This window comes from Streptosporangium sp. NPDC049046, assembly GCF_040649155.1.
In the GTDB taxonomy this organism is placed as follows: Bacteria; Actinomycetota; Actinomycetes; order Streptosporangiales; family Streptosporangiaceae; genus Streptosporangium.
Genome location: NZ_JBEZEZ010000017.1, coordinates 1 through 16,780, shown reverse-complemented (window position 1 = coordinate 16,780; position 16,780 = coordinate 1). Strand labels below are relative to the sequence as shown.

The window sequence follows — 16,780 nt, the reverse complement described above, 5'->3', positions numbered from 1 at the left end:
CGTGCCGGAGGGATCTGGAGGGACCCGCCCCAGACGGCGGCATTCTCAAATGGCGCGCAGGCCACGGTCGGTGAAGGCGATCAGCCACTCGAAGCTTTCCTCGATGTCCGCGCTCATCTGGAAGCCGTGGGCCGCCTGCAGGGTGGCGAAGCCGTGGCAGAGGCTGCGAAGCATGCGCAGGGCGTGATCCATGTCGGCCTCTCCGATCTCGTAGCCGCGCAGCACCGCCCTGAACGTGCCGAGCGATCGCTGAGCCGCGGTGATCAGCGGATCGTCCGGATCGGACGGTTTCAAGCCGATCGTCGCGGCGTACCGGCCGGGGTGATTCAGGACGAAGGCGCGGAAGGCGTGCGCCGCGGCCGCCAGGGCGTCACGACCCGCGTATCCCTGGATCGCGCCGCCGATGGCGTCGGCGACCTCGTTCAGCGCCAGGACCGCGATACGACGGCTGAGGTCTTCCTGTCCGCTCACGTGCTTGTAAAGGGAGGGGGTGCGCACGTTCAGTCGTTCGGCCAGCAACCCCATCGTCAGGTTGGCGAGGCCCACCTCGTCGGCGAGGGCGGCACCGGCCGCGACCACGGTCGCCGGGTCCAGACCGGCCCTAGGCACGAGCGGCGTCCGAGCGGAGGAAGGCGAGCGTGAGCGAGACCACCTGGTCGGGGAACTGGTCGTGCGGGTAGTGCCCGGCGCCCTCGATCATCTCAAGGCGGCCGAGGCCGGAGGGCAGGTCCTCGATGATCGCCGAACCTTCGGCGTGCGGATCGGCCCAGTCGGGGTCGAGCGTGCCCATCACGACGAGGACCGGGCAGCGGATGTTGCCGAGCTGTGCGCCGGCGTCGGTCGGGGCGCTGCGGCCCATGGCCTGCAGGGCCTTCATCCGGCCCGGCTCGCGCATCAGGGAGTCGACGCGGCCGATCCGCTCGGCCCAGTGGGCCGGCTTCGCGCCGGGGTAGGCCACCTCGAGGTACGAGCGCCAGAGCCGCACGCTGCCGAACACAGCGGTGCCGAGCAGCCGCAGCATGCCCTGCCGGAAGCGTTTCGTCCGCAGGTCGCCGACGCGGATCGACTGCTTGCGGGTGAACGGCGCCAGCTCGACGACCGCGGTGATCAGCGATGGCTCCTGCGCCGCGGCGATGGTGGCGGCACCGCCGGAGAACGAGTGGCCGACGAGCACGGCCGGACCGCCCAGGTGACGGATCACGGCGAGCAGGTCGCCGGCGGCGGCGGTGCGGCTCCAGGACGGCCAGTCGACGCTGGACTCGCCGCAGCCGCGCAGATCGACCGCGGCGACCCGGTATCCCGCCGCCGCCAGCGACGGGATCATGGCGCGGTACGCGGCGCGGCTGTCGCCCATGCCGTGAGCGAGAACGATCAGCGGGCCGGATCCGGTCACCTCGTAGGCGATCGTGCCGCCGTCGACGGCGAGGTGTTCGGTCATGTCATCCTCCGGGTTTGGCTAATTAAGTTAGCTAAAAGCTAATCTGATTAGCCTATCCTGTCAACTACGAGGCCCCGGAAGTCTGTTCGATCGCCCCCTGTCGGAATGTCGTGTACCGCAACCGTTGGGGTTCAAGGGCGCGGGTGGCGCCTCGCGAGCCGACGGCGAGCGTGGTGTCCTGTCTCGATGGGGCTCAGGCTGATTTGTCGTTTATACCCCCCTGGGTATAGTGAGGCCATGGAACTGAAAGAGTCGATGCTTGGCGACGCCGTCACCCGCTTGCGCCGGGCTCAGGGGCAACTCGGTGGTGTGATCGCGATGATCGAGGCCGGCGAGGACTGCGAGAAGGTCCTGACCCAGCTCGCCGCCGTTTCCAAGGCGTTGGACCGGGCCGGGTTCAAGATCGTGGCCACCGGGATGCGCTACTGCGAGGCGGCCGAAAGCCGCGGCGAGCAGGCCCCTATGGACAGAGCACAGTTGGAGAAGCTGTTCATGGCGCTCGCCTGAACCCTCTCCTGGCCGGGCCTGATCGACTTCGGGTTCGACCGTGTCTCTCATATACCCCCCCGGGTATATGAGGCGCCTCCGTCGCTGGAGCGCCGCCGCTCGGCGCCGGGCCGAATCCCGGCCGATAGGGCCGACAGGCGGGACATTCGAGCAGGCTGTTCCTTTTTTTATCCTTTGTATACCCCCCGGGGTATAAGAAAGCGAAAGGTGTACCTCATGGAAGTCGTCTCCTTCCGCACTCCTGGACTGGGCGACCAGACCTACCTGCTCACCCACGAAGGTCAGGGGGTGCTGGTCGACCCCCAGCGCGACATCGACCGCTTCCTGACAGCCGCCATGGAGCGCGACGTGAATCTGCGCTTCGTGCTGGAGACCCACCTGCACAACGACTACGTCTCCGGCGGTCAACAGGCCGCTCGCCGTACCGGCGCCGAACTCGTGCTCCCCGCGGCGGCGGCGGCCGCCTACCCGCACACGCCCGCCTTCCACCTGGAAGACATCTCCGGCGAGCGCGGCCTGTCCCTGCGCCCTATCCACACCCCGGGACACACCCCTGAGCACACCTCCTACCTGGTGCTGATCGACGGCGAGCCGATGGCCGTCTTCTCCGGCGGCAGCCTGCTGGTCTCCTCAGCCGGGCGCCCGGACCTGCTCGGGCCAGAACGGGCACGCACCCTGGCTCGCCACCAGTACGGCTCGCTGCACCGTCTGGCCGGCCTGCCGGGTGACGTCCGGCTACTGCCCACCCACGGTGAGGGCTCCTTCTGCACCACCACCGGCGCGGGCCGCTACACCTCCACCATCGGCGAGGAGAGAACCGGCAACCCGCTGCTGGCCATCGCCGACCCCGAGAGCTTCGCCGACCATCTGCTGGCCGCCCCCATGCCGATCCCCACCTTCTACCGGCACATGGGGCCCGCCAACACCCTCGGCGTGCCCCCCATGCCCGCGACCGACGTGCCGGTACTCATCCTGGAGCAGGTCCCCGGCCGAGCCCGCCTACTGGACATCCGCCCCCGGGCCGCCCAGGCCGCGGGCCTGCTGCCCGACTCCGTGGGCATCGAGCTCGGCGCCGACTTCGGTAGCTGGGCCGGCTGGCTGCTGCCCTATCGGGTCCCGATCGTCCTGATCGCCACCCCCGGCCAGGACACTCGCGAGGCGGTCACCCAGCTCGCGCGGATCGGTATCGACACCGTACTCGGTGTCGTCACCGACCTCGGCCAGGCGGTCACCTCGAGTTTCGAGCTGCTGGATCTGCCCGCCTTCGCCGACCGGCTCACCGCGCCCGGCGCACAGCTGCTGGACGTCCGGATGCCCGGTGAGCAGCGAGCCACGCCCATGCCCGGGGCCGTCGAGCGTTTCCTGCCCGACCTGGTGTCCGACGGCTTTCCCGCCGAGCTGGACCGGGAACGGCCGGTCCTGATCGCCTGCGGCTCAGGCAGGCGTGCCTCCATCGCGGCCGGACTGCTGCTTCGGTCCGGTTACCGGCCGATCGTGCTGAACGGCGCAGGCGTAGCCGAGCTGCGTGAACGGCTCGCTGCCACCTTCACCACCACCTGACCTCCATTCCCCTTGAACGACAAGGATCTCGAACGCATGACCTCCACCCCTTCCCTGGACGTGTCCGCCGCCCGTGCGCTCATCGCGGCCAATCCCGACGTGCTCGTGGTCGACGTGCGCACCCCGGGCGAGTACGCCACCTGCCACATCCCCGGTGCCGTCAACCTGCCGCTAGACCAGGTCGACGTCCACCTGAACCGGATCGTCGCCGACGCCGGCGGCCAACTGCTTCTCGTCTGTCAGGCCGGTGGCCGCGCGACCCAGGCCTGCGCCAGGCTGACCGGCGCCGGCCTTGAGGGCTCCACGATCCTGGCCGGCGGTATGAACGCCTGGAACGCGGCCGGTGGTCCCACCTCCGGCGCCGATGACGGCGGCAGGCCGCGCTGGAGCCTGGAGCGGCAGGTGCGCCTGATGGCCGGAGGTATCGTCGCCTCCTCGGTGCTGGCCGGCGTCTGGTGGCCGCCGGCCGGCTATCTGGCGGGATTCATCGGTGCCGGACTGACGTTCGCCGCCATCACCGACACCTGTGCCATGGGCATGGCTCTGGCGAGGTTGCCCTACAACAGAGGACCGCGCTTCGACGCCGAGGCCACCCTGCGGCGGCTGCGTGGCGAGCACCCGGACGGCCGGGCTACCTCGTGACCACCACCCTGGCGCTCACCGCTGCGGCCGCCGTCGCGGTGGGGGTGGCACTCGGTCTGTTCGGCGGCGGGGGCTCCATCCTCATGGTGCCCATGCTCATGTACGTCGCCGGAGTAGCGGGCAAGAGCGCGATCGCCATGTCCCTGCTGGTGGTCGCGGTCACCAGCGCCACCGCCCTCCTCTCGCAGGCCCGCACGGGCCAGGTGCGCTGGCGCACCGGACTGATCTTCGGTGCGGCAGGCATGGCCGGAGCCTACGGCGGCGGCCTGCTCGGACCGCATCTGCCCGAGCAGCTGTTGCTCGGCGCATTCGCGGTGATGATGGTGGCCACCGCGATCGCCATGATTCGCGGACGCCGGATCGCAGACGGGAGAACGCGGGAGCATCTGCCTCTCGGCAAGATCATTCTGGATGGGGCGGTCGTCGGCGTCGTCACCGGCCTGGTCGGCGCGGGCGGCGGCTTCCTCGTGGTGCCGGCGCTCGTCCTGCTCGGCGGTATGCCGATGGCCGCCGCCGTCGGCACCTCGTTGCTGGTCATCAGCATGAAGTCACTGGCAGGGCTGGCCGGTTACCTGAGCGCGGTCGGCATCGACTGGAGTCTGGCCACCGTGGTCACCGTCGCCGCAGCGGTGGGCGGACTGCTCGGCGGCCGATACGCCGGACATGTCGACCCTGATCGGCTGCGCAAGGCGTTCGGCTGGTTCGTCCTGGCGATGGGCGTGTTCGTGATCGCCCAGCAGGTCACCGTGCCGACGTGAGCGGGCGGGGAGAATCACGCCGGAAGGGCGCCGCCACCGCCGTGGACGCCGTGGGCGGGGGCAGCCGATGCCGATGGGTGCGCGGTTCCGGCTTGACGTGAACCAAGGTTGAGGTACGAACCTGTTCGTACGGCGCCGCGAGGGCGCGGACAGACCCACTGTGACCAGCAAAGGACCGTCATGCCCGAAGAGCAGATCCGGTTAGCGGTGATCGTCGGCAGTGTCCGCGAAGGGCGGCTCGGCCCGACCGTCGCGGAGTGGTTCGCGGGCCGGGCCCGGCGGCACGAGAGCCTGGACGTCGATGTCATCGACCTTGCCGAGACCCCTCTGCCGATGGTGATGCCCCGCTTCGGGGCCGCGCCCGCCGCGGAGGTGGCGCGGGCTCTGGGGGTGCTCACCTCGCGGCTGGCCAGAGCCGACGCGTTCGCCATCGTGACGCCCGAGTACAACCACAGCTTTCCGGCCTCGTTGAAGAACGCCATCGACTGGCACGACCGGCAGTGGCACGCCAAACCAGTTGGTTTCATCTCCTATGGCGGCATCTCCGGTGGCCTTCGAGCGGTCGAGCAGCTCCGCCTGGTCTTCGCGGAGCTGCACGCGGTCACCATCCGAGACACCGTCAGCTTCCACGGCGCCCGGAGGAATTTCGACGACAAGGGGGAGCCGGTCGACCCGCAGGGCTACGACGGCGCGGCCAAGGTCCTGCTCGACCAGCTGACCTGGTGGGCGCGGACGCTGCGTGAGGGAAGGACCGCCCGCCCTTACGTCACCTGAGCCGAGGGGGACGGTAGGTCAGGGGATCAGGACGATCTTCCCGGTGGTGCGGCGGGTCGACAGGAGTTCGTGCGCCTTCGCCACCTCGGCCAGCGGCAGTGTCTGATCCACGTGAACCCTGAGCCGTCCCGACTCCGTCAGCGCCGTCAGCCGCGACAGGTCGGCCGCCGAGGGACGCACACTCACCACCGCGAGCCGTATGCCCAGCTCGGCCGCGCGTTCCGGCGTGATGCCGAGGTTGCGTCCCAGCGCTCCGACGAGCAGGCCGCCGGGCTTGAGCGTGGCGGCGGAACGTTCTCCGTACTCGCCCCCCACCAGATCGAACACCACGTCCACCGGCTCGGTCTCCGTGACGAAGTCGACGGCGGTGTGGTCGATCGGGGTGTCCACGCCGAGCCCGCGCAGGAAGTCGTGCTTGGCGGCACGGGCGGTGCCGGTGACGTGCGCCCCGAGGTACGCGGCGATCTGGACGGCGAGGTGGCCGACCCCTCCCGCGGCGGCGTGAACGAGCACCCGCTGCCCCTCGTCGAGGCGGGCGATGCCGACCAGCGCCTGCCAGGCGGTGAGCCCGGCGAGCGGGAGTCCTCCCGCCTGCTCCACGGGCAGGGGCGCGGGCCTGTGGACGATCTCGTTGGGCGAGGCGAGCACGTAGTCGGCGTAGGCGTTGCCGGCGTCGGGGAAGGCGAGCAGGCCCAGAACCTCGTCACCGGGGGCGAACGCGGACACGCCGGGTCCCGTGGACTCGACCGTGCCCGCGACGTCCCAGCCGAGGGTGAAGGGCGGCGGGCCGAGCAGTGGGATGAGCCCGGCGCGGACCACTTCGTCGACCGGGTTCACCCCGGCGGCGCCGACCTTGATCAGGACCTGTCCGTGATCCGGCTCCGGCCGGTCGACCTCGGCGACATCGAGTACGGAAGGGGCGCCGACGGCGGACTGGGTGATGACACGCATCGTGATCTCCTCTGAAGGGAAGTTTGTCGAGATCAATCTCCCTGGAGTCGGTATCTATATGGAAGAAGGCACCTTTTAGCGATATAGGTACCTTATGGAAACCACTTCTCACCTGCGAGATCACGGCGCCGTCAACGCGTACCTGAAGGAGTGCGGCTCACGGAAGGTCCTGGAGGCGATCGCGAACAAGTGGACCTGCCTGCTGGTGGACGCCCTGCGGGACGGTCCGGTCCGGTTCGGCGTGCTTCGCCGCAGGCTCGATGGGATCACCCAGAAGAGCCTCACCCAGACACTGCGGAACATGGAACGCGACGGGATGGTGATCCGCACGATCTACCCGACGATCCCGCCCCGGGTGGAGTACGAGCTCAGCACGCTGGGGCACAGCGTGGTCGCGCTGATGGAGGGCATCAAGAGCTGGTCGGAGAAGCACGTGGCCGAGATCATGACCGCTCGCGAGCGCTACGACCTCCGTACGGCCGAGGAGCCCAGACCGGTCCGGACGAGCTGAGCGGACCCGGCGTTCGTCTGCGGGGCGAGCGTGCGCGGCCCCTGGACGAACCGAGCGGATCTCGGCCCGTCCAGGACCCGGGCGTGCGCGGTCCCCGTCCGGGATCCGGGCCCGCCGCCGGTCACCACGCGCGGCGGCGCCCGCCACGCGGAACGAACTCCGTGTGGCGGGCGCCGTCGTCTCCGGGGTCACGGGTGATCTGTGACGACCGTGGATCCCCTCCGCGTCCCGGACTCACCGCCGCGGCGCGATCCCCGGACGTCGGTTCACCAGCCGCCGCCGGACCTGTAGAGCTGACCGCGCACCGCGCCGCCGCCGAACTCGGTGGTGTGCAGGTTGGTGTACCAGTTCTTCGGGTTCTTCTTGATGCCCCGGGCGATGTCGGGCTTCACCGACGCGGTGCCCGCGATCCCGGTGACGCCCTTGGGCAGGCCGTTCGAGTCGGCGAAGAAGTCGATCACGACATCGCCGTTCTTGCCCTTCTTGCCCCGGTGGATGTGCCCGTTGGTGGGGGCGGCGAGCTTCTCCCAGATGGTGGCGTAGTAGACCTTCGAGCCCTTGATGCCGACGAGCCATTCGGCGCGACCGTTCGGGTCGCCGACCTTCTTGCCGGGGACCGGGACCTCCTGGCGGCCATCGGCGTTGGAGTGGTAGACGGGACGCACGCCGGCGGCGAGCACGTTGGACAGGTTGGTCGGGCTGATCCTGTGCATCTGGGCGCGTACCGCGCCACCCGGGAACTCGGCGGTGTGCAGGTTGAGGTACCAGTTCTTCGGGTTCTTCCTGATCCCCGCCAGCAGGCCGCCGTCGTTGATCCTGACGCTGCCGAGGATGGCCTTGCTGCCGCCGGGCAGGGCCTCCATGAAGAAGCCGACCTTCACGTCGCCGTTCTTGCCGGCCTTGCCCTGGTGGATGTGGAACGCGGTGGGGGTGTCCGTCCCTTCCCACCGTACGGCGTAGGAGACCTCGTTGCCGCGGATGCGGACCACGGCGACGGCCTTGCCGTCCTTGTCACCGACGGCGGGACCGCCGCTGGTCGGCACCTCGTTCTTGCCGAGCAGGGTGCCCGCGAAGTAGGCGTCCGCGGTGCTCGCGGTGCCGGACGGTGTGGCCGCGGTCGTGCCGGCCTGCGCGACCGGGGCGAGGGTCGCGGAGAGTGCCGAGAGCATGGTCGCGGCGATGGCCACGCCGGAGACGGTGAGGGTGCTGCGCATGGACCGCTTGGACATCGTGGACCTCTCGTAGCTGTAAGGGGCTGCTGCGTTCTTCAGCCGGTTGTACGGCGCCACGTCCGACGATGGTTCAACATTCAAATACGTAAAAATACGCAGAGGGAAACGGCCGGGAAAAAGCCCCCCCGCAGAACGGGAGGGCTACAATGCCCGGTCAGACCGCGACGGTGAGCAGCGTGTCCCCGCCGTTCGTGCGCACCTCGAAGTGGTCTATCCCCGCAGGTCCCCAGGCGACCCCGCCGTGCACGTAGAGCGGTTCCGGGGAACCGGGAACCCCGTATCCCCGCTCGGGCACCGCCCATCCGGTGACCACACGCCGCTCGCCGGTCGGGGAGACGGCGACCAGTTCGCACTCCAGCGGCCCCTTGACGCCCTTGAGCTCCAGGACGGCGTGGGTGCCCCAGCCCTTCGCCTCCAGCACCAGGCCGCCGGTGACCCCGGAGGCGCCCTTACCGGCGAGCGGGGTGCCTGTCCGATACGCCTCTTCCGCGGGACCGTGCGCGGAGTGACCGACGGGGACGCTGCCACCCTCGCCGGAGATCGCGGTGCCCGCCGCGATCCCTCCGGCGACAAGGGTGACGGCCGCGGCGGCGCCGATCACGAACGTGCCCCTGCGGGCACGCCGGTCAGCCGTCCTGCGGCGGCGCAGCAGGTTGACCACCTCGGTGGGATTTCCCTCGCCGGCACCCGCGACGTCGTCCCTGAGGGGACCGATGCCGGCGAGCGCGTCCGCCACCCCCGACAGCTCCCGGAGCTCCGCGGTGCAGGACGGACAGGTGGCGAGGTGGTCGGAGAAGGCCGTCCGGTCGGGCTCCCCGAGGATGCCCAGGGCGTACGCGCCCACATCGGTGTGCTCCACCCGCGAGGTCATGCCGTCACCCCTCTCTCCTCAAGGGCGACGCGCAGCGCGCGGAGGGCGTAGTACGCCCTCGACTTCACCGTGCCGACGGGGATGCCGAGCGCCTCGGCGGCGTCGTTCACCGACCGGTCGCGCAGGACGGTCTCGTTGAGGATCTCGCGATGGGCGGGGGACAGCGAGTTGAGCGCGTCCGACACGACGACCTGTCGCAAAAGATCTTCCATCTGATCGGGCATGGGCACACTCTCCAGTGGTCCCTCACCCGCCTCGTGGGGACGCGCGTCCTTACGGCGTTGGTCATCGATCACGATATGTCTGGCGACCGTCGCGAGCCAAGGCATCAGGGACGACGCGTCGGCGTCGAACCGGTCCGCGCTGCGCCACGCGCGCACCATGGTCTCCTGCACCACGTCCTCGGCCCACTGCACGTCGCCACGGGTGAGCCGTACGACGAAGGAGAGCAACGGCCGACGGTACGTCCGGTACAGCTCCGCGACGACCAACTCGTCGTCGGGGGCGTCGACCGGTCGCAGGCGATGGGAGCGGCGCGGCCGGTCACCGGACCGGGAGGAGGCTTTCACGATGGGGTCTTCTCCGGGGGAATCGGCCGACAGGGAGGTACAGGCGCCTTGCCGGGTCACCACGCGCTTCCCGCGGTTCGCGCCGGGCGGCCGTGACCGGAGCGCGGGGTGGCGTCGCCCGCCGCTTCGCGGTCGCGGATGCCGGGCTGCGGTTCCGCGATCACGGCTGTGCTCGCTGGAACGGGCCACCACAGGGCGTCCATGATCACGCTGTGCCCTCCCCGGTTCGGGCGCCGGACGTTTTCCGGTGTCGGCAGGCAGTACGTCGCCGGATCCCCGCGGGTTCAACGGATCATGTGGTTTTCCGATTGTCAGCCGAAAAACCTTCGCACCAGGGGTGAAAGCAGGCTGATTTCCGGTCGCGGCACCACTCCGACAGGACATGCGGGCCGGCCGCTCTCCCGAGGTGCGCGAGCCGCCGGGGACGGGCCTCCCGACGGGAAGGTCAGATCTTCCACGACATACGGCCGTCAAGTGGCCGGGTCTCCTGGAGCGTACCGCTCAGGCCGCGGCACGCCGTGAGGGCGGGCCGCGGCGATGTCACAGGACCGGACGGACGTGGGTGACGAGACGGCCACCGTCGAAGACGTGAATGGCGATCTGCGGCGGCAGGTCGTAGTCGACGGGGATCGGGATGTCGAGCTCCTGGCTGAGCCGCAGCGTGGAGACGACCCCCGGCGCCACCGAGAGCGGCAGGCCCGCGAAGACGGTGCTCGCCGCGGTGTGGGCGTGGCCGGTGATGACGGAAACCACCTGCGGGTGCCGCCGTACGACCGCTTCCAACCGCTCGGGGTTCCGTAGCCGGATCCCGTCGACGTACGGGATGCCCAGGGACACCGGCGGGTGGTGCATGCCGACGAGGGCCGGGGTGTCCGGAGCCTCGGCGAGCACGCCGTTCAACCAGGTGATCGTCTCGTCCTCCAGGAAGCCCTCGGGCCGCCCGGGGACGCTGGAGTCGCACAGCGCGACGGTGAGCCCGTTGAGCCTGAGGACCTGGTTGACCGGCCCGTTGCCGCCCTCGTCGAGGCCGAGCAGGGCCTTGCGGAACGCCGGACGGGCGTCGTGGTTACCGGGGCAGACGATCGTCGGATGGCGCGTGGTCAGCAGCTCACGCGCGATCTCGTACTCCTCGATCAGGCCGTTGTCGGCGATGTCGCCGGTCACCACGACCGCGTCCAGGGGACCGGGGAGGTTCTCCAGGTGTCGCATGACGGATCGGGTCCTGTCGATGCTGCGGGGAGAACCGTCGATGTGGACGTCACTTACGTGCGCCAGGATCAGCATCAGTCAAGAGTGACATATCCGGCTTCCCATCGCTGGGCATCCGGAGCGCCGAGCAGGAACGCACCGGGCGGGGAAAGCCGGTGTGAACAGGAGAAGCCGGGGTCCGTCCCTGCCCCTCGCGTGGGACGGACCCCGGCGGACCGTAGGCCGCACCGGCTACTCCCAGCGAAAGAACCGCGCCGCCAGCCCGCCCATGACCAGCACGGTCGCCACCATCACCACCAGGTGCAGCGGCTGCGGCGCGTGTCCCGCCCACGTGGCGCGGAGCGCGTCGGCGAACGGCGCCATGGGCAGGAAGTCCCCGATCCGTCGCACCAGGTCGGGCATCAGCTCCCGGGGAATCCACATCCCCGCCATGAACAGCAGCGGGAACATCAGCAGCGAGCCGATGCCCGGCGCCACCTTCGCGTTGGGCGCCACGGCGGCGATCAGCAGTCCCAGGCTCAGCATCGAGGCCGTGCCGAGCACGAACACCCCCGCGAAGGCGAGCGGGCTCCTGGGCAGGATCGACCCCAGGACGAGATGGCCCGCGCCGACCAGAAGGACGGTGGCGACGATCGCCACCACGAGGTTGTTGGCGAGCTGGGCGACCAGCAGCCGGATCGGATGGACAGGGGTGGTGGACATCCGGCGCAGCACGCCGCTCTCCCGGTAACTCACCAGCGTCGCCGGCAGGACGGTCAGCGCCATCGTCACCACCGCGAGGATCACCATCATGCCGGGCAGCTGCGTGTCGATGACCCGCTCCCCGCCCAGCTCGGGGGTCGCCTCCCGGAAGCCGGGGATCTGCCCCAGCGCGATCAGGAGGGCGAGAGGCAGCAGCATCGCGAAGATCGGGCTGCCCGGGTCCCGCAGGAAGAGCTTGGCCTCGGTCAGGAGCATCTTGTTCATGAGGAGATCTTCTTTCCGGTGAGGCTGAGGAAGGCGTCGTCGAGGGTGGCCTGCTCCACGCGCAGGTCGGTGGGTACGACATTCGCGGCGGCGAGGGCTGTCGTGACCGCGAGGAGCAGGTTGCCGGTGCCGGTGACCGCGACCTGCCCGCCGCTGCGGCTCACCCCGGTGACCTCGGGAAGGGCTTCGAGCCTGGTGTCGTCGAGCGGCCCTGACAACCGGAACCTGACGGTCTGCCGCCCGCCGACCCTGGCGATGAGGCCGGACGGGGTGTCCATCGCGACCACCCGGCCGGAGTCGATCAGGGCGAGCCGGTCGCAGAGCCGCTCGGCCTCCTCCATGAAGTGCGTGACGAGCAGGATCGTCACGCCGTCCTCGCGGATCCGCTCGATGAGCTCCCAGGTGTCGCGGCGGGCCTGGGGGTCCAGGCCGGTGGTCAACTCGTCCAGGATCGCCACGCGGGGGGTGCCGACCAGGGCCAGCGCGATCGAGAGCCGCTGCTGCTGGCCGCCGGAGAGCTTGCCGTAGGGGGTGTCGCGCTTGTCGGCGAGCCCGACGCGCTCCATCAACTTCACCCAGTCCGCGGGCCTCCGATAGAAGGAGGCGTACAGGTCGAGTGCCTCCCACACCTTGAGTTTCTCCGGCAGCGCGGAGCTCTGCAGCTGGACTCCCAGCTGTTCCCTGAGTTCGGTGCGGTGCAGGCCTCCGAGCACGTTGACGGTGCCGGAGTCGGGGACGCGCAGGCCCGCGACGCACTCCACGGTGGTCGTCTTGCCGGCGCCGTTGGGGCCGAGAACTCCAAAGATCTCGCCCTCCTCCACGGTGAACGAGACGTCGTCCACCGCGAGTTGGTCGCGGTACCGCTTGCGGAGGTTGCTGACCTCGATGACCTTCATGCTCACCGACGCTACGAGCCGCGCCGCACGCGGAGAATCCGTCTACACCCCCGGCGGGGGCGGGCCAGGCACCCGAGGGGGGTGTGGCTACCCCCACCCCCGCAGGGCACCCTCCACCACTGGGCACATATTGGACGTATCACCGACACTTGACCCATGAAGACGTACGCGGTGACGGTCGGCAGGGCACTCGTCCTGGGAGCGATGGCGCTGCTGGACGCGGCCCTCGTCGTCGTGATCCTGGTCACGTCCTTACTGACGTTCGGGCTGGGAATGATCTTCTTCTTCCCGCCGATGGTCCGGCTGCTCAGGTTTCGCACGGGGGTGGCGAGGAGGCTGACCGGCGGGTGGCTCGGGATCGCGGTGCCGGTCCCCTACCTGCCGTCCCCGCTGCCGGTGCGTCCCCAGCCCGACGGCTGGTACCGCTACGAGCGCCAGCTCTACAAGACACCGCGGTGGCCCGACTGGAACAACCGCCTGAAGTGGATGTTCGGCGACCCGGCCACCTGGCGGGACGGGCTCTGGGTCTTCTTCAACCCGCTGGCCGGCACCATTCTGCTGCTGCCCTTCCTCCTGGCCGGGTACGCCCTGCTCACGCTCCGGTCCGATCTCCCCGCGGCCGGCTCGCCGCTCCTGGTGCTCGCCGCGGCCCTCACGCTGCTCGCGACGCCCATCTTGCTGCGGGGGTACGCGCGGTGGAACCACCTGCTGCTGTCGCCCACGGCCAAGGCCGTGCTCGCGGCGCGGGTCCAGCGACTCGACCAGGCGCGCCTGGCGACGGTCGACTCCCAGGCCTCCGAGCTGCGAAGGATCGAGCGCGACCTGCACGACGGGGCGCAGGCGAGGCTCGTCGCGATGGGCATGACGCTCGGCGCGGTCGAAGAGCTGATGGACAAGGACCCCGCTGCGGCCAAGGCCCTGCTCGGCAAGGTCAGGGAGGCCTCCTCCACGGCGCTCGTCGAGCTGCGCGACCTCGTCAAGGGCATTCACCCCCCGGTCCTGGCCGAGCGCGGCCTCGGGGACGCCGTGCGGGCCCTCGCGCTGGACAGCCCGCTGAAGGTCACCGTCACCGTGGACCTGGCAAGTCGCCCCGACTCACCCGTGGAGTCGGCCGCCTACTTCTCGATCAGCGAGCTCCTCACCAACGCGGCCCGTCACGGCGGCGCCGAGCGGGTGTGGATCGACATCAGCAGCAACGACCGCGCGCTGCGGGTGGTGGTCACCGACGACGGCTCGGGGGGCGCCGATCCGTCCCTCGGCAGCGGCCTGCGCGGCATCGAGCGCAGGTTGGCGGCCTTCGACGGGGTGCTCGTGGTCAACAGCCCGAAAGGTGGCCCGACCACCGCCACGTTCGACCTTCCCAACGCCCTTCTGGGGGAGAACGGGCCGGACCACAAGTCGTCTTTGCCCCGAGGCAAGGCGATCATCGTCGGGATCTGCTGGGGGATCGGCTGGCTCCCGCTCTTCCCCCAGGGGCTGGTGACGATGTTCATGAAGATCTTCGGCGCGGAGTATCGCAGCTGGTTCCTCGCGCTCTACCTGCCCGAACCCCTGCAGTGGCCGTTGATCGTCTTCAACATCCTCCTGGGCCTGTCCATGTACACCGCGGGCACGCTCATCCCCGTCATGCACGCCCGCCAGCAGCGGCTGGCGGAGGTCCTGCCGGCCCGCCTATGGTTGGGCCGATGAGCCTGAGAGTCGTCATCGCCGAAGACCTGTATCTCCTGCGGGACGGCCTGGTCCACCTGCTCCAGGCACACGACTTCGAGGTGGTGGCGGCCGTCGAGTCGGGGCCGGAGCTGCTGGGAGCGCTGACCGGGTTGCGACCCGACGTCGCGGTGGTCGACGTGCGCCTTCCGCCCACGTTCACCGACGAAGGTCTCCAGGCCGCGCTGGCGGCGCGCCGGGCCGTCCCCGGACTGCCGGTGCTCGTGTTGTCCCAGCACGTCGAGCAGCTGTACGCGCGAGAGCTCCTCGCCGACGGCTCGGGTGCGATCGGCTATCTCCTCAAGGACCGGGTCTTCAACGCCGAGCAGTTCGTCGACGCGGTCCGCCGGGTGGCGGCGGGGGGCACCGCGATGGACCCCGAGGTGATCGCGAAGCTGCTGGCGAGCACCGCCAGGCACCAGCCGCTCGGCGCGCTCACCCCACGCGAGCGCGAGGTGCTGGAGCTGATGGCCGAGGGCCGCTCCAACGCGGCGATCTCCCAGCGGCTGTTCCTCAGCGAGAGCGCGGTCGGCAAGCACACGGCCAGCATCTTCGCCAAGCTCGACCTCGCACCCTCCGACGACGACAACCGTCGCGTGCTCGCCGTCCTGACCTACCTCAACGCCGCCCGCGGCTGACTCACCTCGACGCGATCTCCCCTGACGTCCGCGCGGTCGACCTGCCGAGCCCGTTCCCGGCGAGCGCGTCGCGCACCGACGAGCCGGCTCATCTCGGTGCCCGCGCGGACGATCCGCTTTTCTTCGGCCGGGTACCGGTTCTGTCGGTCTCAGCGGATAGCGTGCTGTTGAAGTACGGCTTCCGCGCCCGGTGTGCCGTTCGGGACGAAGGGATGATCAGGTGAAGTTCCAGGTTAACCGTGATGTCCTGGCCGACGCCGTGGCCTGGGTGGCCCGGGTGCTGCCGAACCGACCGGCGATCCCCGTCCTGTCCGGCCTGCTCCTGGAGGCCGACGACGGCGACCTCGTGCTGTCGGCCTTCGACTACGACGTCTCCGCCCGCGTCTCGATCGAGGCCGTCGTGGCGGAGCCGGGCCGGGTGCTGATCCCGGGCCGGATCCTCGCGGAGATCACCCGCAGCCTGCCCGGCGAGGTGGTGGAGGTCCTCACCAGCGGCTCCGAAGCGGTTCTGACCTGTGGAAGCGCGGAGTTCGGCCTGCTGACCATGCCGGTCGAGGACTTTCCCTCCCTGCCCGAGATGCCGCCGAAGATCGGTGCGGTCGGCGGTGTGGTCTTCGCGAGCGCGGTCAATCAGGTGGCCCCGGCGGCGAGCCGCGACGAGAGCCTCCCCATGCTGACCGGCATCCGGGTCGACATCTCCGGTGACGACGTGACCATGGCCGCCACCGACCGCTATCGCATCGCGGCCAGGGAGTTCGACTGGCGCCCGGAGACGGCCGGCACCACGGCCGCCGCGATGGTGCCCGCGCGGGTGCTCGTCGATGTGGCCAGGTCGCTGCGCGGCGGCGAGGTGTCGGTCGCGCTGGGCGACGGCGTGGCAGGTTTCGAGAGCATCGGCCGGGCCACCACGGTCCGCCTGCTCGACGAGCAGTTCATCGACTATCGCTCGCGGCTCACCGACGACTGGTCGATCAGGGCCGACCTGCCGGTGACGCCGTTCATCGACGCGATCAAACGGGTCGCGCTGGTCGCCGAGCGCAACACCGCGGTCCGGCTCTCCTTCGCCCAGGGGCAGGTCCTCATCCAGGCGGGCGGTGGTGACATCGGCCGGGGCACCGAGGTCGTCAACGCGGAGATCTCCGGTGGCGACATCCAGATCGCCTTCCAGTCCCAGTTCCTGCTCGACGGCCTGCACGGGGTCGAGACCGAGCTCGTCAGGCTCAACATGGAGTCACCGAGCCGACCGGCCCTCATCACGGAGGTTCCCGGCGATGCCGACCCCGCTTTCCGCTACCTCGTGATGTCCCTGCGCCTCACCTGATCGGACCCTGCCGCCGGCCGCGCCGTTTCGAGACGAGTGCTCGATACGAGCGCTCTCCGCGTCCGTCCCGAACCCATACCGGCCTCTCCTGCCGGGTGCCCTCGCGCATGTCAGGCGCTCTCATGTCGCGGGGGGGCCCCCCCCAGGGGGGGGGGGGGGCGGGCCGGGTAGGGTGATGAAGGGGGTGGGGCGGGGTGTCGGGGGGTCGCCCCGTTCGCACGTGTTTATTG

19 protein-coding genes are annotated in these 16,780 nt (G+C 70.0%); 9 read left to right on the top strand and 10 right to left on the bottom strand.

Annotation, left to right across the window (positions count from 1 at the left end):
- Window positions 1-45: 45 nt before the first annotated feature.
- Window positions 46-609, bottom strand: coding sequence for a TetR/AcrR family transcriptional regulator (locus AB0B96_RS23775; RefSeq protein WP_362901905.1), 564 nt, complete (start codon window positions 607-609; stop codon window positions 46-48).
- Window positions 602-1,438 (bottom strand): alpha/beta hydrolase, encoded by an 837-nt coding sequence (locus AB0B96_RS23770; protein WP_362901903.1) that lies wholly within the window; start codon window positions 1,436-1,438, stop codon window positions 602-604. Before AB0B96_RS23770 ends, AB0B96_RS23775 begins: the two co-directional genes overlap by 8 nt.
- Before the next feature lie 237 nt (window positions 1,439-1,675).
- Between AB0B96_RS23770 and AB0B96_RS23765 the strand changes: the two genes are divergently transcribed.
- From AB0B96_RS23765 to AB0B96_RS23745, 5 genes are all read left to right on the top strand, one after another.
- Window positions 1,676-1,945, top strand: coding sequence for a metal-sensitive transcriptional regulator (locus AB0B96_RS23765; RefSeq protein ID WP_362901901.1), 270 nt, complete (start codon window positions 1,676-1,678; stop codon window positions 1,943-1,945).
- Between the two features lie 216 nt (window positions 1,946-2,161).
- Entirely contained in the window at window positions 2,162-3,505 is a 1,344-nt protein-coding gene (locus AB0B96_RS23760) for an MBL fold metallo-hydrolase (RefSeq protein WP_362901899.1), read from the top strand.
- 36 nt (window positions 3,506-3,541) lie between these two features.
- Window positions 3,542-4,147 (top strand): rhodanese-like domain-containing protein, encoded by a 606-nt coding sequence (locus AB0B96_RS23755; protein ID WP_362901897.1) that lies wholly within the window; start codon window positions 3,542-3,544, stop codon window positions 4,145-4,147.
- Window positions 4,144-4,905: a sulfite exporter TauE/SafE family protein gene (locus AB0B96_RS23750; RefSeq protein ID WP_362901895.1), complete on the top strand. Its 762-nt coding sequence runs from the start codon at window positions 4,144-4,146 to the stop codon at window positions 4,903-4,905. Before AB0B96_RS23755 ends, AB0B96_RS23750 begins: the two co-directional genes overlap by 4 nt.
- Window positions 4,906-5,085: 180 nt before the next feature.
- Window positions 5,086-5,679 (top strand): NAD(P)H-dependent oxidoreductase, encoded by a 594-nt coding sequence (locus tag AB0B96_RS23745; RefSeq protein WP_362901893.1) that lies wholly within the window; start codon window positions 5,086-5,088, stop codon window positions 5,677-5,679.
- Window positions 5,680-5,697: 18 nt separating this feature from the next.
- On the opposite strand, the gene AB0B96_RS23740 is transcribed toward AB0B96_RS23745, so the two are convergent.
- Window positions 5,698-6,630: an NADP-dependent oxidoreductase gene (locus tag AB0B96_RS23740; RefSeq protein ID WP_362901891.1), complete on the bottom strand. Its 933-nt coding sequence runs from the start codon at window positions 6,628-6,630 to the stop codon at window positions 5,698-5,700.
- A 94-nt stretch (window positions 6,631-6,724) separates the two neighbouring features.
- On the opposite strand from AB0B96_RS23740, the gene AB0B96_RS23735 reads away from it, so the two are divergent.
- Entirely contained in the window at window positions 6,725-7,141 is a 417-nt protein-coding gene (locus AB0B96_RS23735) for a helix-turn-helix domain-containing protein (protein WP_362901889.1), read from the top strand.
- 266 nt (window positions 7,142-7,407) lie between these two features.
- Here AB0B96_RS23735 and AB0B96_RS23730 read toward each other — a convergent pair whose 3' ends face one another.
- The 7 genes from AB0B96_RS23730 to AB0B96_RS23700 form a co-directional block, all read right to left on the bottom strand.
- The gene (locus AB0B96_RS23730; RefSeq protein ID WP_362901887.1) at window positions 7,408-8,454 is read right to left on the bottom strand and encodes a CHRD domain-containing protein; all 1,047 of its coding nucleotides are present in this window, start codon (window positions 8,452-8,454) and stop codon (window positions 7,408-7,410) included.
- A 73-nt stretch (window positions 8,455-8,527) separates the two neighbouring features.
- Complete coding sequence (locus AB0B96_RS23725; protein WP_362901885.1) at window positions 8,528-9,244, bottom strand: zf-HC2 domain-containing protein; 717 nt, start codon at window positions 9,242-9,244, stop codon at window positions 8,528-8,530.
- Complete coding sequence (locus tag AB0B96_RS23720) at window positions 9,241-9,735, bottom strand: sigma-70 family RNA polymerase sigma factor (RefSeq protein ID WP_350943522.1); 495 nt, start codon at window positions 9,733-9,735, stop codon at window positions 9,241-9,243. The genes AB0B96_RS23725 and AB0B96_RS23720 overlap by 4 nt, the downstream gene beginning before the upstream one ends.
- Window positions 9,736-9,869: 134 nt before the next feature.
- Window positions 9,870-10,022 carry a hypothetical protein gene (locus tag AB0B96_RS23715; protein WP_362901883.1) on the bottom strand — a complete coding sequence of 51 codons (153 nt, stop codon included), beginning with the start codon at window positions 10,020-10,022 and terminating at the stop codon, window positions 9,870-9,872.
- A 331-nt stretch (window positions 10,023-10,353) separates the two neighbouring features.
- A complete protein-coding gene (locus AB0B96_RS23710) occupies window positions 10,354-11,097 on the bottom strand; it encodes a phosphodiesterase (protein WP_362901881.1) in 744 nt (247 codons plus the stop codon).
- A gap of 156 nt (window positions 11,098-11,253) precedes the next feature.
- Window positions 11,254-11,988: an ABC transporter permease gene (locus tag AB0B96_RS23705; protein ID WP_362901879.1), complete on the bottom strand. Its 735-nt coding sequence runs from the start codon at window positions 11,986-11,988 to the stop codon at window positions 11,254-11,256.
- Complete coding sequence (locus tag AB0B96_RS23700) at window positions 11,985-12,884, bottom strand: ABC transporter ATP-binding protein (protein ID WP_362901877.1); 900 nt, start codon at window positions 12,882-12,884, stop codon at window positions 11,985-11,987. Before AB0B96_RS23700 ends, AB0B96_RS23705 begins: the two co-directional genes overlap by 4 nt.
- Window positions 12,885-13,040: 156 nt before the next feature.
- Here AB0B96_RS23700 and AB0B96_RS23695 point away from each other — a divergent pair, with 156 nt between their 5' ends.
- From AB0B96_RS23695 to dnaN, 3 genes are all read left to right on the top strand, one after another.
- On the top strand, window positions 13,041-14,573 hold the full coding sequence (locus tag AB0B96_RS23695; RefSeq protein WP_362901875.1) for a histidine kinase: 1,533 nt from the start codon (window positions 13,041-13,043) through the stop codon (window positions 14,571-14,573).
- A 2-nt stretch (window positions 14,574-14,575) separates the two neighbouring features.
- Window positions 14,576-15,229 (top strand): response regulator transcription factor, encoded by a 654-nt coding sequence (locus AB0B96_RS23690; RefSeq protein WP_329093772.1) that lies wholly within the window; start codon window positions 14,576-14,578, stop codon window positions 15,227-15,229.
- A 220-nt stretch (window positions 15,230-15,449) separates the two neighbouring features.
- On the top strand, window positions 15,450-16,550 hold the full coding sequence (gene dnaN / locus AB0B96_RS23685; protein ID WP_362901872.1) for a DNA polymerase III subunit beta: 1,101 nt from the start codon (window positions 15,450-15,452) through the stop codon (window positions 16,548-16,550).
- Window positions 16,551-16,780 lie beyond the last annotated feature (230 nt).

Bases quoted from the DNA above. Each gene is read 5' to 3' on its own strand.
- AB0B96_RS23745 (WP_362901893.1), top strand. From the start codon at position 5,086: ATGCCCGAAGAGCAGATCCGGTTAGCGGTGATCGTCGGCAGTGTCCGC.
- AB0B96_RS23760 (WP_362901899.1), top strand. From the start codon at position 2,162: ATGGAAGTCGTCTCCTTCCGCACTCCTGGACTGGGCGACCAGACCTAC.
- AB0B96_RS23735 (WP_362901889.1), top strand. From the start codon at position 6,725: ATGGAAACCACTTCTCACCTGCGAGATCACGGCGCCGTCAACGCGTAC.
- AB0B96_RS23770 (WP_362901903.1), bottom strand. From the start codon at position 1,438: ATGACCGAACACCTCGCCGTCGACGGCGGCACGATCGCCTACGAGGTG.
- AB0B96_RS23765 (WP_362901901.1), top strand. From the start codon at position 1,676: ATGGAACTGAAAGAGTCGATGCTTGGCGACGCCGTCACCCGCTTGCGC.
- AB0B96_RS23710 (WP_362901881.1), bottom strand. From the start codon at position 11,097: ATGCTGATCCTGGCGCACGTAAGTGACGTCCACATCGACGGTTCTCCC.
- AB0B96_RS23725 (WP_362901885.1), bottom strand. From the start codon at position 9,244: ATGACCTCGCGGGTGGAGCACACCGATGTGGGCGCGTACGCCCTGGGC.
- AB0B96_RS23740 (WP_362901891.1), bottom strand. From the start codon at position 6,630: ATGCGTGTCATCACCCAGTCCGCCGTCGGCGCCCCTTCCGTACTCGAT.
- AB0B96_RS23755 (WP_362901897.1), top strand. From the start codon at position 3,542: ATGACCTCCACCCCTTCCCTGGACGTGTCCGCCGCCCGTGCGCTCATC.
- AB0B96_RS23700 (WP_362901877.1), bottom strand. From the start codon at position 12,884: ATGAAGGTCATCGAGGTCAGCAACCTCCGCAAGCGGTACCGCGACCAA.
- AB0B96_RS23695 (WP_362901875.1), top strand. From the start codon at position 13,041: ATGAAGACGTACGCGGTGACGGTCGGCAGGGCACTCGTCCTGGGAGCG.
- AB0B96_RS23705 (WP_362901879.1), bottom strand. From the start codon at position 11,988: ATGAACAAGATGCTCCTGACCGAGGCCAAGCTCTTCCTGCGGGACCCG.